Raw genomic sequence first — 13,520 nt, forward strand, 5'->3', positions numbered from 1 at the left:
AAATTAACTTAAAACCAATGACTTCCTATAATCGATATTATGTAAACCTTTAAAATTGTCAAAAGTAAGAGGTGTACTACTAGATTACTCCTCTTACTTTTGACGCGCGAGCTGTTACTATTCTGCAATCCCCGATTGCACCACGTGAATCTTGGTTTCGATGGTTACCGGTAAATTTGGATATTGCTTCTCCCACTCCTCCTTGTTATAAATCCCTTTTTGTCTGGCTTTGTCACCAAGTCCCAATGGATCTACCTCCAAGGTTTTAAATTTATCTATTAAAGTAAGTGCTCTTGCACTTATCTCTTTTTCAAGCGCTTTTTCTACTTTTTTTATATTTTTCTTATCTGTTAAATCAAGACCGCCGCTTTCTGAGACTTTCCCATTAAAGTTAATAGTAAAATGTGCTTTGTATTCGCCTCTCTTTCTTTCAATTTTGTATTTTGTGTTTGAAACAATATTTTGTACACTAATACTTTCATCTTCTTCATAGTCCATTTCAAATTGCCCTTTACTAGCCTTTTCATATAGAATTTTAAATATGTAAGATTCATCAAAAGGGATTGTATCAATATACTTATCACCATTAAAAAGTGCGACTCCTATTACTTCTAATTGATTCCCGCTTTTTGAAATCATAGGCATAAAAGGGTCATATCCCTCTGCATAATACTGGAAAAGGTAGTGATGTAGGTTCATTCTTGGCAATGTGCGTTCAATATTCTGGTGAATTACATCTATTATGTATTGGGACACATCTTCACTTTCTACATAATTAGTTTGGATTATATCTGAAGCTTTATCTTTTGAAACAACCAAGTGAATATCTCTTCCAATATTGGGGTCTCTTTCATAATTATCAATAAAAGGTTGAATCCCTGCTTCAGCGACCTCTTGACTGAAAATAACAATACCTAGGCGGCCGATCTCTATTGGTTTTGCAGAAAGTGCTTGCATTCTTTGTCTCATTTGCTTGACGGTTTTACCTTCTGCAGTCAAAGTGACATCTGTTGGAGATGCATTTTCACCAGGCGGTACAAAGGAAGAGCCTGCAGTCCCAATATATTCATCTTTTTCTTTCAAATCATAACCAACAGATTGAACGAGCTGAATATCTTCTAATATTTTCGGTTCAGGAATGCAGCCAATTAAAGATAAAAAAATTATGGGAAACATTATTATCTGTTTTTTCATTTTTTTCTCACCTTCATGCTAAAGTATTGAAAGAAGAATAGAAAAGGAATATATAAATAGATGGTGTAAAATCCAACTTGTGAAACTATATTATTTAGTGTATCTACATGGTTTCTATCGCGTAATATGAAAGCTGCAATAAGAATCATGACACAAATTGCTCTTAAACTTGTTTTTTGTTTTATAGAAAATAAACGATGCATCCCTCTACTGGCACTCCAAAGACCTATGCAAATATTCGGGAGGACTACAAAAAACCAAATACAAATACCGATGTATTCAAACCTTTCAATTATTGCAAGGTCCACTATTTTCCACAAAGTTAACGTTGCCCAAATCGTTGTCTTTAATTGTTCTTGACTGAAATACATTATGGAAATTAGCATTGTAATCAGGTAAATAATAATACTGAAAATAACTCCTAAAATTGCCCATTTTTCAGACTTTGGGGCGTTCTTAATAAATGGATAAAACATGAAGAGGACTTCGAATCCTAAGAAGTTCAATGTCATTCCCTTCGTAGACACTAATAAGTCAGTAAAAGATATATCGAATAATGGAAGCAAATTCCCGAGATGACTTTCCTTTAAGGGAAAATACTTAATAAGCAGCAATGGAATTCCATAAATTACTCCGAGAAAGCTTAAACCTGTTATAACTCTAAAGCCTCCAATCACATAATAGTATGCAATGAGCATTATTAATAATAAAAATACCCAAGGTGGAACCCCAGGGAAAATCCAAACTTCAATTACCTCCACATAGGTTCTTATTAGAACCAATACGAAAATCGTGTAATACAGGATAAAATAAAAGCTTAGAAATCCGCCTATCCATTTACCGAAGACTTGATGTTGTATTGCCACAATATCGTTCTTGCCTCTGTTCAAAATGCGATAAGATAACCAAATCAAAATAAGTATAGATCCGCCGGATGTAATTACAGCTAACCAGGCATCGTTACCTGCTGAAGCTGTGATGTGACGCTCAAAACCTAATATTCCTACTCCGATTTGCATGGAATGAATTAAATAAAAGACTAAATAAGGGGATACCTGTTTAGTAGCTTTAGGCAACGGATACATATAAGAACTCCTTACTCTTCTATGTCGAGATTTTCATTTGCATTATGCTTCTTTGGTATAAAGCGCTGAGGGATATTCGATTTCAGCTGTGAAGGGCGTGTTTTTTGGAAATTCATTGGCAAACGAAATAATGAATCCTTCATATCAACCAACCTTAATGGATAGACCGGAGCTAAATAAGGTCTTCCCAGTGATGTTAATTTGATTAAATGTCCAAGAAATAAAGCAAAGGTAAAGGTGACCCCCAGCAGCCCCCACAGTTGTGCGGAAATAATGAAGGGGAAGCGAATTAAACGGATAACATTACCCATTTGATAAACAGGGGTTGTAAAGGAAGCTAATGCAGCTAATGCAACAATTATTAACAGTACATTGCTTGTCAAACCAGCCTGCACTGCAGCTGTTCCGATTACTATACCGCCAACGATACCGATGGTTTGACCGATTTTAGTAGGAAGCCTTGCTCCCGCTTCCCTTAACAACTCAATTGTCAACTCCAATATAAATGCCTCCAGGATAGGAGGGAAAGGAATTCCGCTCCTAGAAGCGATTAAAGGATTAAGTAAATCTTGAGGAATCATTTCATAATGATATGTCATGATAGCCACATAAAGAGGCGTAGAAACTACAGAAAAGAAAACAGCAAATAATCTAATCAAACGGAAAGCTGAGGCAAGATGCCATGATAAAAAGTAATCTTCAAATGCTGAGAAAAACTCTATCAAAGAAGTTGGACCAGTTAAAGCATGTGGAGAACCATCCACCAATATGGCTATTTTTCCTTCTGTCAAAACACCGACTACACGGTCTGGGCGTTCAGTATCAATCAGTTGAGGAAATGGGGAATTGCTGTTGTCGGAAATGATTTGCCCAATGAAAGAACTGTCAATTATATTATCAAAATCAATATCTTCTACTCTTTGCCGTAACGTATTAACATTTTCTTGGTTTGCTACTTCCTTGATATAAATTACAGCAACCCTTGATTTTGATAATCTTCCTACCTTTATTTCCTCCACAACCAATTCTGGAATTGGTAACCGCTTTCTTATTAAATTTAAATTGGCGTCTAAAGATTCAACAAATGCCTCTTTCGGACCCACCACACTGTATTCCACTTCAGGTAAGCTTACAGATCTCTTTTCAATGGCAACAGCAGGAACCATCAATGCTTCTCCAAGGTTCCCCTTGCTTTGAATCAAGATATGTCCCGTTAATAATAAGTCTCTCACTGTTTTCATATCAGATACTATCTGCGTGCTATCGATTGGAAGGTCTTTTTGCAGATTAAAAAGGGTTTCATCTTGAGCACTATCGCGTAATAAGGGCAAAATATGTTCTTGTAAGATATCTGGATTGATAATGCTCTTAAAGTAATGAAGATAAAAAGTATTGTTATCTGAATATCTGAAGGATGTAAAATCAGCAGATTGTTTGCATTGATGTAAAAGATCATCTATTTCTATATCAACTGGATTATTGAGTTCATTTTCGGATTTATTTTCCTTATTACGTTCCTTTTTTTTCTTAAACAAAATAACCCCCCCTTTATATATAGTTAATGATTATCATTTCCAAACACTAGAAAAATACCCCTCCCTACTGACAGTAATAAACACATACGCGTACATGTGTTCTGTGGTGCGGATATTGGCACATTAAACAAAAAAACTGCCCAGTATTGAGCAGTTTTTTGCAAATATAACCAGTTTCTCTTCCCGTAACTCCCTATTTAATCGTCAGCAATACCGCTCCAAGCACAATCTTCGAGTGTAATGAAGGGGTTTTTAGTTCAGTATTATTCAGGCAACACCTTATAAGCCATTTTCTTTATAATTTCTTTGTGTTCAGGATATGTCTCCATGAGCTCATATCAGACAAAACAAAAACCCAACAAAGTTTATTGGGTTCAGTCTTCCGTTTTTTCTTTTTTAGGAATAGTTAATTCTTCCGAAAACTCCGTTTGCAACTCCATTGGTTGAACTTCTCTCTTCTTTCTCTTTCTCGGTTCATCCGGGAATACGCTTTTCTCAAGATATGCATGGAAAAACACTTCGAAAACGGTAACAGCTAATGCTGCAATCGCTGATGGAATCAAAATTCCAGCACTTTGATTTGTCAGTATATACACCATAAATGCGATGGTCACAAAGTTAAAAAAGAAATCGAAAATGGCTGCAAACGTATAATTGGTACGAGGCAGTACCAGATTATCACCGAAAAAATACGAAAGTGTGACAAGTAATACAGTCGTCAAGAGGATATTAAGAAAAGAAATTTCAGCAAACTGATTTAAGAAAAAGGATAGGATTAAAAAGCTGACGATGAACTTGATCAATATCGGCATAAAATGTTTCATTATTTTTCACTCCTTTTCCTTTGTAGAGTGCGCGTTGTTTAAGTGTTTTATACAGTTATTCATCAGTACTTGCACACAAGAGAATGTGGAGAATACCGTGGGCTATATATGCGTCGAAAGGAATGAAATTGATGGCAAGAGAAATGGACTACACTTCCCCCTCCACTCAGTTTTTTTATGATATAAACAAGAGCAGAGCTTTCACCAAAGATAACCTTAACTACATTAATGTTTTAAGTGTCAAACAGTTGAATACTCTGATCGGAATCTCTTTATTAGATATATTTTTGAATGCTAATAATGTAATTGAACCCCATTACCATCAAAATGCTGCTGAACTAGTGTATTGTGTCAAGGGTTCTGCTGACATTTCCTTATTCAATCCGTTTACAAAACAGCTTCTAACCTACCCTATCAGCCCAGGTCAGGTGGTTAATATCCCGCAAGGCTGGTGGCACTATGAAGTGGCAAAAGAAAATAATACACATCTTTTGGCGATATTCAATGCCTCCACACCGGATGTCATATTAGGGTCGGATCTGTTGGCATTTACTCCACCAAATATTATGGCACATACCTATTGCATGGATGAAAAGAAATGGAAGGAAGCAGTAAAGCCTGTGGAGCCTTCCACTTTTATCGGACCCCCGAAGTCTTGTGAACGTCAAAATCAATACAGTAATGTTTATTTTCCCCCGCATTACTCATATCAAAGGCCCTATTATTATTATTAGGCTTTTTTCGTAAACTTTGTTGCTTTTTCATATTAATAAACCGACCGTTATATTCCTTGCTGTCGTGCTCTTTTCTTGGCTATACAGGATAGACTGCATGTCAGTTTTAAAGAAGTTATGCGGTAAAAAGTCCAATTGCCGACTTTTTACTAGCAAATAGCCACAATCTTTTATAAAAGAGCCTATTACTATTGATAAACGAAAACTCCCCTTCGCTACTAAGAGCAAGAGGGAGTTTGTTTATCCAGCAATATCACGTTTCCGGAAGCCCATAAACCCTGCAATCATCAATACCAGAGCCAATAAAGACAGTGTTGCAAGGTTTAAATAACTGATTTCCTCCACAGGAATCTGTGGAATGTGTCCATATGGGGACAGATTTGCCATCCAATCTGGCAGTTGTAGCATACGACCAAGATAGACAACGAAAAACGAATAGCCTAATACAAGCCAAGTGATCCCAGTTAACTTCGGTTTTATTCCAACTGTAACAACCCCGATTCCGGTCATGACCCACAATGCTGGCAAATAGACGAGACCAGCCTTCATGAAGGATTGTAAAGATATCGGATCTTCCATAACGGAATCTGCTGCCACCCATAAGCCCAATATGGCCAGGAAAAGCATCACAAAACCAAAGACAAGCGACAAAATCAAATAGCTTCCCAATAACCTGTATCGTGAAACAGCTCTAGCAAGAATATGCTCAATTTGCCCTCTCTTCTCCTCCCCTTTCAATTTCATTAGAAACATGATGGGAGGAATGGTGCAAAGCATCGAGATGATGGCCATGAGCATCGTCATAAACTGTTCGGTCAGTGTAAACCCTTCAACCGGTGGGAGCATTTCAGACATCATTTCATTACTCGAAAAGAAAGACTCCAGATCCCCAAGGACCGAACCATAGGAAGCACCAAGGATGAACATCCCGATCGCCCAAGAGATGATTCCGGTCCGTTGAAGCCGAAATGCCAATCCAAAAGGACTTTTTAAAAAGCTGGAAGCATGCTTCTTACCAGGCTTTGAGGGGAGAAATCCTGAACCAAGATCACGTATAGCATGTAATGATAGAGCTATAACTGCAATAAGAATGGAAATGACTAATGTAAGGTAAATAGGCCACCAATAGTCGTTTACATACACCTCTGTTCCCAGTATCCATCCTAGAGGCGATGCCCAGGATAATGCTTCATTGCTCACATCCCCTATAGCACGTACCAAATAGGCGACACCAAGCACGGTAAAGGATAAGCCGATTGTGCCTCTGGAGTTTGCCGAGAGTTGTGCAAAGAGAACCGTAATGGCAGTGAAGATGATTCCAGTTGCTCCGAGGGCACTCCCATATAAAAGGGAACCATTCAGACCCATGCTCTCTATTCCCATGGAGAATAAACTGAATCCAGTCAATAAAGCCAATACAAAATTTGTTCCTACCAAAACAAGGATGGTGGCTGTCACATTAGCTAATCGTCCTACAGGTAAGGAACGAATCAACTCTACACGCCCTTCCTCCTCATCATTTCGAGTATGACGCGTAACGAGCAGAATACTCATAATGGCTACAACAATGGCAGTAAATAGAAGCATCTGATGTGCCATCATAGGTCCCTCTATGTAGTTCTCCAATCCGTACCCCTTTCCGACCATGGCAGTCATGGCCGGATTCTTCATCGTTTCCGCTATTGCCTGTCTTTCCTGATCGGTAGCATATAACCCCGAAAAAGAAGTAGCAGTTAAAATTGTAATAAGGGTAATGGATAATAACCAAATTGGAATACGAATCCGATCACGTTTCAAAATGAACAAAATGAGCCTTCCGGTTTGGCTAAAACGCTGCTTCCACATCAGACTCCCCCTCCCGCTCCTGTAATGGAAGTTGTGCCGCCCTCATAATGGCGCATAAACAAATCCTCTAATGTAGGAGGAGAACTCTCCAATTTCAAAAGTCCGAATTGGCTTATATGTTTCATTACGGTATCCAACTTCTCTGCATCCACTTGGAATGAGAGTGCTCCATCCTTCTGTTCTATTTCATGGACACCTTTCAGAGAACTTATATCCACTATTGGCTGTTTCGTTTCGATTAGAAGGCTTGTTCTTGTTAAATGTCTCAGCTCTTGTAGTGAGCCTGTTTCGATGATTTTCCCTTGACGGATGATTCCAACCCGGTCACAAAGCTTCTCCACCTCAGAGAGAATATGGCTGGAGAGGAGTACACTTTTCCCCTCCGATTTTGCCTGCATGACGCTCTCCTGAAAAACCTTCTCCATTAATGGATCGAGGCCAGAAGTCGGTTCATCCAAGATATAGAGATCGGCATCAGAGGCAAAAGCTGCGACTAATGCTACCTTTTGACGATTTCCTTTGGAGTAGGTTCTACATTTTTTGGAAGGATCCAATTTGAACCTTTCGATTAACTCTTCCCTCTTATTCTTGTTGCTTCCCCCGCGCAATTTCATGAAAAGGTCGATCACCTCTCCACCGGTCAGGTTCGGCCATAATGTCACATCCCCAGGGACGTAGGCAATCCGTTTATGAATCTCAACAGCATCTTTCCAGGCATCAAGCCCAAATATTTTCGCTTCCCCTTGTGAAGCTTTGAGGATTCCAAGTAAAATACGAATAGTGGTGGATTTCCCCGCTCCATTAGGACCGATAAACCCGTACACCTCTCCGCTATTTACATTCAAATTAACCCCGTCCAAAGCAGTAAACTTTCCGAATGTTTTGCTTAAATTCTTTGTCTCTAAAATGGTCATGAAAGACCCTCCTCTTTTCTACATGTTAAACATACAGAAAAACAAAATATGAAATATTTTAACTTATATAGTTCATAATATATAAGAAATAATCCTTTGACAAGAGTTTATGAAATATTTTATTTGTTTTATTACAAAATTTTTATTAAAATATAGTAGAGGTGAAAGAGATGGACGGTTTTCAACGACGTAGAGAACAAAAGAAGCAAGATATCCTTGAAGCAGCACTGGCTCTTTTTATGGAGTATGGCATTCAGAAAGTGTCCATTTCCGAGATTGCGCAAAAAGCCAATGTTTCTCAGGTGACGATTTATAATTACTTTGAAAGCAAACATAAATTAATCAAAGACGTTTTTGTGTATTACATAGAAAAGACTTCCGATGACTTCGAAAAGCTCATACATAGCGATATTCCCTTCCCGGAAAAAATCAAGCAGATCATTTTCAATAAAAAAGAGATCTCCAAGCAGATACATGAAGAGTTCTACCACTATATGATGAAAGAATATTCGACAGAAGGAAATATCATTGAGAAAATCTATGTAGAAAAGGCATTGCCCTATTTTGCAAAACTGTTCGAGGAAGGAAAGGAACAGGGGTATGTCGACCCAGACCTTTCACAAGAAGCGATTCTATTTTATGTTCAGATGCTGAAGGACTACATGCAACGGGAAGATGTGTATCAGAAAGTGCTTCCTTTGACTGAGGATATAACAAATATCTTTTTTTATGGGATTATTGGAAAAAAAGACTGAAAAAACAGGCTCCCCTGCTAGGTGGCCTGTTTTTTGGTACTATTTCTTTCTTATGACCTCGTCGATGATCCCATAATCCTTTGCTTCAACTGCAGTCATAAAATGGTCCCTGTCAGTATCCCGCTCTATCTTTTCTATTGGCTGTCCGGTATAATCAGCAATCATCTTATGAAGGTCATCTTTCAACTTCAGGATTCTACGAGCGGATATTTCAATTTCCGTCGCCTGCCCTCTTGCACCACCAAGCGGCTGATGAATCATAATTTCACTGTTTGGTAGTGCCATTCTTTTCCCTTTTGTTCCCGCCATTAGTAGCATCGCGCCAAATGAAGCGGCCATTCCTATGCAGATGGTCCTTACATCCGGCTTTATATAGTGCATGGTATCAAGGATTGCAAAGCCTGCTGTAGTGGAGCCGCCTGGACTGTTGATGTAGATAGATATATCTTTATCCGGATCATCCGTTGCAAGAAATAGCAGTTGGGCAACTACACTGTTAGCAATCTGGTCATTAATCTCATCCCCGATCATGATAATACGGTCTTTCAGCAAGCGAGAGTAAATATCATAAGAACGTTCTCCTCTGCTTGATTGTTCAATGACATAAGGTATCGTATTCATGTTCATTTCCTCCTTTATTATGCAACGCACTTAAATGCATTGGTAGGAGTGTGAGTAGGTTGTGCATACGTTGTGACGTTATGATGGAAAATAGCTGGCAAGGCATCAATGAGCACTCCTGGATCTTCTTCCTGCAGGCTTTCCTGGAATAAGTGTGGCAGTAATTCCTTTTCCTCATCGCTCCAAAAGCTCTCCATGCGCTCAGAATTTGGTGCCCCTTTATTGTTTAGCCTTTTTCTGGATCGGTGCAAAGCTGCTTTTACCGCTCCTTCTGTAGTTCCCAGCATGTCGGCAATTTCAGCAGATTGAAAGTCAAATGCTTCTGTAAGAAAGAAAATCACTGCCTGTTTTGGTGTAGTGTGTGTAAGAAGTGTATCTGTAATGATTAGGGCTTCCTCCAGATGATGATGATACACTTCTTCCTTAAGAACATCCTGTAATGATTCTTTTTGTCGTCTACGGACAATATCAATCCACTTGTTGTAAGCGACTTTTTTAAGCAGGCCTTGGCTAATATTAGCAGAATGTGAGTAATGCTGAATGGTCTTTGCCATAGTTTCCTGTGCAAGGTCATTTCCATCCCATTCGTTTTTCGTGAGAAAGAGGCAATATCGGAGTAATTTATGATAATTGTCCTGTAGGCACTCTTCCCGGGACAAAGCGTTTTCAACTAACAATCTTTTCTTTGCATATTTCACTGTGCAACACTCCTTTACTCCACTCTATTATTTAAACGTTTTATCCTCCTCTGAAGATACGGGGTAATTTAAATTTTTTTAGAAAATATGTAAACATACTGTAATGAAAAATACCCCCACAAATGCTGTTATATTCATTAATATTATATATACAATACATAACCAAGTTTCAGTATGTTTATGGGAGGTAACTATGCAAACATATGTAAAGGATTCTTTATTAGAATGGAAAGAAGAAATGCTAAAGCAGAAGAAAGAGATTGATGATGAGTACGAAAAAGTGAAATCAGATCTTCAGTTATATTCTATAAAGTTCAGTATTACGAAACAAGTGATACAATCTACGATAAATGACGAGATCATCGACAATATTAAAGAATCATATCACAAACCATATGAAGAGAAATTCAATGAACTTAAACAATACATAAAAGAATTAGATGAAAAAAGAAAAGTATTTCAAATGTTTGTAGATAAAATCGACAAAGTTAGTGAAACAGAAATAATGGAGAAATAGGTTAGAGTGGGCTGTTTGGAATCCAAGTAGAAATGATTCCGAACAGCCCTTCTACTTTATTGAGGGTTTACCATTTTACTTGGATCAACAAAGGCATCGAATTCCTCCTCTGTTAGCATTTCCAGTTTGAGTGCCGCCGCTTTTAATGTGGACCCTTCTTTGTGTGCAAGCTTAGCAATGGAAGCTGCTTTTTCATACCCTATGTGAGGATTTAGGGATGTTACTAACATCAATGAATTTTGAAGGTTTAAGGCTATTTTTTCAAGATTAGGTTCCATCCCACTGACACATTTGTCATTAAAGCTGTTCATGCTATCTGTTAGAAGTGTAATGGATTGAAGGAAATTATAGATAATGACCGGCTTGAACACATTCAGTTCAAAATTCCCCTGACTTGCCGCAATGCCGATCGTCACATCATTTCCCATAACCTGTGTTGCTACCATCGTCAGTGCTTCACTTTGGGTTGGATTGACTTTACCAGGCATAATGGAACTGCCGGGTTCATTTTCCGGAATAATTAACTCTCCAATGCCGCTTCTTGGACCACTGGAAAGCCACCTTACATCATTGGCAATTTTCATTAAATCAGCAGCAAGTGCTTTTATTGCTCCGTGCACGAAAACTACTTGATCATGGCTTGTTAATGCATGAAATTTATTCGGTGCTGAAATGAAGCTTTTTCCAGTAAGTTGTGTGATTTCTTCCGCTACCATTTCCCCAAATTTAGGATGTGCATTAATCCCAGTACCTACTGCTGTACCCCCTATCGCCAGTTCTTTCATATGAGGAAGGCTTTCTATAATCATCTTCTCTCCTTTTTCAAGCATATGGTGCCATCCGCTGATTTCTTGCCCTAAAGTAAGTGGGGTAGCATCTTGTAAGTGTGTTCTCCCTATTTTAATGACGTCCTTAAATTCCTCTGACTTTAGCAACAAGGTCTCATTTAGTCTTGTTAGAGTGGGAAGTAGTCTTTCCTCAATAGCTAACACACCAGCGATATGTAGGGCTGTTGGAAACGTGTCATTGGAGCTTTGTGACATATTTACATCGTCATTTGGATGTATTCGCTCCATTTCCCCGCATTCAGACAAAAGTTGGTTTGCCCTATTGGCAATCACTTCATTTACGTTCATATTGGATTGCGTCCCGCTTCCTGTTTGCCACACAACAAGTGGAAAATGCTCATCCCATCTTCCTTTTAGAACCTCTTCAGCAGCTGATGTAATTGCCTGTGCTTTTACGGGAGAAAGCTTGTCTAGTTTTTCATTGCTTTTTGCTGCTGCTTTTTTTAATAAGGCAAAAGCATGAATAATCTCTATTGGCATCTTCTCAGCACCAATAGCGAAATTTTGGGTGCTTCTTTGAGTTTGCGCCCCCCACAGCTTATCCTTTGGAACCTTTATCTCTCCCATTGTATCTTTTTCTAAACGGTATTCCATGTATGTACTCTCCTTTCTTTTCTTTACTTACTATTTACCTCTATTGATAAAACAAAAACGTAGGCTTTTCACATAAGTATTTCTTTATGTGCACAAAAATAACCTGCTCCTCATTTGAGAAACAGGCTAACTGATTACATATTAGTTTGTAACTTGTACTTTAATTGCATCCATTCTTTTGCTTACTTCTTCATCTGTTAGACCGTGCTCAATGATATAGCGGTTTCTTGGATCTACACGACACTCATGGGAGCAGCTGCGCAGGTATTTGTGTTCATTTTCCTCAGAGCTCAAGATTTTCTTGTTACACTCAGGATTTGCACAGTTTACATAGCGCTCACATGGTTCGCCTGAAAAATGGTCTTTACCGACTACCACATGTTCTTTCTGGTTGATTGGAACACTGATGCGCTCATCAAACACGTAGCATTGTCCATCCCATAACTCTCCTTGCACTTCAAGGTCTTTTCCGTATGTGACAATTCCTCCGTCGAGCTGAGAAACATCCTCAAAGCCTTCTTCAAGTAACCATCCAGAGAACTTTTCACAACGTACTCCACCAGTACAATACGTTAGAATCTTTTTGCCTTCAAATTCCTTCTTATTATCTTTGATCCACTGAGGAAGCTCCTTGAACGTGTTAATGTCAGGTTTCACTGCACCCCGGAAGTGCCCTAGATCATATTCATAATCGTTACGAGCATCAATGATAACTGTATCTTCACTTTGTAAAGCTTCCAACCATTCTTTCGGTTTTAAATGCTTACCGGTTGTTTTGCGAGGATCGATATCATTTTCCAAACGTAATGTTACTAATTCTGGACGGTAGCGAACTTTCATTTTAGGGAATGCATGTTCAGATACTTCATCCACTTTATACGTAATGTCTGAGAAAAATGGATGTGCATTCATATGTTCTATATAAGCGTCCGTTTGCCCCACCGTACCTGAAACTGTACCATTAATCCCTTCCTTTGCAATTAAAATACGGCCTTTCAAGCCTAGTTCCTTACAAAATTCAAGGTGCTCTTGTGTAATTTCTTCCGGATTCTCAATATCGACATATTTGTAATACAATAATACTCTATAGTCTTGACTCATCATTATCACCAATACCTTTTTATAATTTATCTATTTACATAGTTGACATAATTGATTCTTTCTATAAGAAGTTACAACATATTACTATATCAAAAATGGTGGAATTGTGACAAGCTTTTATTACTATAACATCTAGTTTCTTAATTAAATCCTTTGTTGTTGGAGAAAATGTATTGATTAACTTTAGGATAAAGGGTATATTTTACACAAATGAGGGCGTTCTCAAATAATTTTTCGAAACGTTTCACCAATTTT

The 13,520-nt window shown here is 38.3% G+C and carries 13 protein-coding genes; 3 read left to right on the forward strand and 10 right to left on the reverse strand.

Going from position 1 to position 13,520, the window contains the following annotated elements:
• Window positions 1-117: 117 nt before the first annotated feature.
• The 4 genes from AB685_RS00720 to AB685_RS00735 form a co-directional block, all read right to left on the reverse strand.
• The gene (locus tag AB685_RS00720) at window positions 118-1,194 is read right to left on the reverse strand and encodes a Ger(x)C family spore germination protein (protein ID WP_047968647.1); all 1,077 of its coding nucleotides are present in this window, start codon (window positions 1,192-1,194) and stop codon (window positions 118-120) included.
• A complete protein-coding gene (locus AB685_RS00725) occupies window positions 1,191-2,279 on the reverse strand; it encodes a GerAB/ArcD/ProY family transporter (RefSeq protein WP_047968648.1) in 1,089 nt (362 codons plus the stop codon). The genes AB685_RS00720 and AB685_RS00725 overlap by 4 nt, the downstream gene beginning before the upstream one ends.
• A gap of 11 nt (window positions 2,280-2,290) precedes the next feature.
• On the reverse strand, window positions 2,291-3,814 hold the full coding sequence (locus tag AB685_RS00730) for a spore germination protein (RefSeq protein ID WP_047968649.1): 1,524 nt from the start codon (window positions 3,812-3,814) through the stop codon (window positions 2,291-2,293).
• Window positions 3,815-4,188: 374 nt separating this feature from the next.
• Window positions 4,189-4,638, reverse strand: a complete 450-nt coding sequence (locus AB685_RS00735) for a DUF2512 family protein (protein ID WP_047968650.1) — start codon at window positions 4,636-4,638, stop codon at window positions 4,189-4,191.
• 131 nt (window positions 4,639-4,769) lie between these two features.
• Here AB685_RS00735 and AB685_RS00740 point away from each other — a divergent pair, with 131 nt between their 5' ends.
• Window positions 4,770-5,372 (forward strand): cupin domain-containing protein, encoded by a 603-nt coding sequence (locus AB685_RS00740; RefSeq protein WP_047968651.1) that lies wholly within the window; start codon window positions 4,770-4,772, stop codon window positions 5,370-5,372.
• A gap of 240 nt (window positions 5,373-5,612) precedes the next feature.
• Here the strand turns inward: AB685_RS00740 and AB685_RS00745 are convergent, their stop codons facing one another.
• Window positions 5,613-7,217, reverse strand: coding sequence for an ABC transporter permease (locus AB685_RS00745; RefSeq protein WP_047968652.1), 1,605 nt, complete (start codon window positions 7,215-7,217; stop codon window positions 5,613-5,615).
• A complete protein-coding gene (locus AB685_RS00750) occupies window positions 7,217-8,131 on the reverse strand; it encodes an ABC transporter ATP-binding protein (RefSeq protein ID WP_047968653.1) in 915 nt (304 codons plus the stop codon). Before AB685_RS00750 ends, AB685_RS00745 begins: the two co-directional genes overlap by 1 nt.
• 170 nt (window positions 8,132-8,301) lie before the next feature.
• Here AB685_RS00750 and AB685_RS00755 point away from each other — a divergent pair, with 170 nt between their 5' ends.
• Window positions 8,302-8,886, forward strand: a complete 585-nt coding sequence (locus AB685_RS00755; protein WP_047968654.1) for a TetR/AcrR family transcriptional regulator — start codon at window positions 8,302-8,304, stop codon at window positions 8,884-8,886.
• A gap of 39 nt (window positions 8,887-8,925) precedes the next feature.
• Here the strand turns inward: AB685_RS00755 and clpP are convergent, their stop codons facing one another.
• Entirely contained in the window at window positions 8,926-9,507 is a 582-nt protein-coding gene (clpP, locus tag AB685_RS00760) for an ATP-dependent Clp endopeptidase proteolytic subunit ClpP (RefSeq protein ID WP_047968655.1), read from the reverse strand.
• Between the two features lie 17 nt (window positions 9,508-9,524).
• Window positions 9,525-10,205 carry a sigma-70 family RNA polymerase sigma factor gene (locus tag AB685_RS00765; RefSeq protein ID WP_047968656.1) on the reverse strand — a complete coding sequence of 227 codons (681 nt, stop codon included), beginning with the start codon at window positions 10,203-10,205 and terminating at the stop codon, window positions 9,525-9,527.
• Window positions 10,206-10,398: 193 nt separating this feature from the next.
• Here AB685_RS00765 and AB685_RS00770 point away from each other — a divergent pair, with 193 nt between their 5' ends.
• A complete protein-coding gene (locus AB685_RS00770) occupies window positions 10,399-10,722 on the forward strand; it encodes a hypothetical protein (protein WP_047968657.1) in 324 nt (107 codons plus the stop codon).
• A gap of 56 nt (window positions 10,723-10,778) precedes the next feature.
• Here the strand turns inward: AB685_RS00770 and fumC are convergent, their stop codons facing one another.
• Window positions 10,779-12,164: a class II fumarate hydratase gene (fumC, locus tag AB685_RS00775; RefSeq protein WP_047968658.1), complete on the reverse strand. Its 1,386-nt coding sequence runs from the start codon at window positions 12,162-12,164 to the stop codon at window positions 10,779-10,781.
• Window positions 12,165-12,305: 141 nt separating this feature from the next.
• The gene (locus AB685_RS00780; protein WP_047968659.1) at window positions 12,306-13,265 is read right to left on the reverse strand and encodes a rhodanese-related sulfurtransferase; all 960 of its coding nucleotides are present in this window, start codon (window positions 13,263-13,265) and stop codon (window positions 12,306-12,308) included.
• Window positions 13,266-13,520: the final 255 nt, after the last annotated feature.

This window comes from Bacillus sp. LL01 (assembly GCF_001037965.1).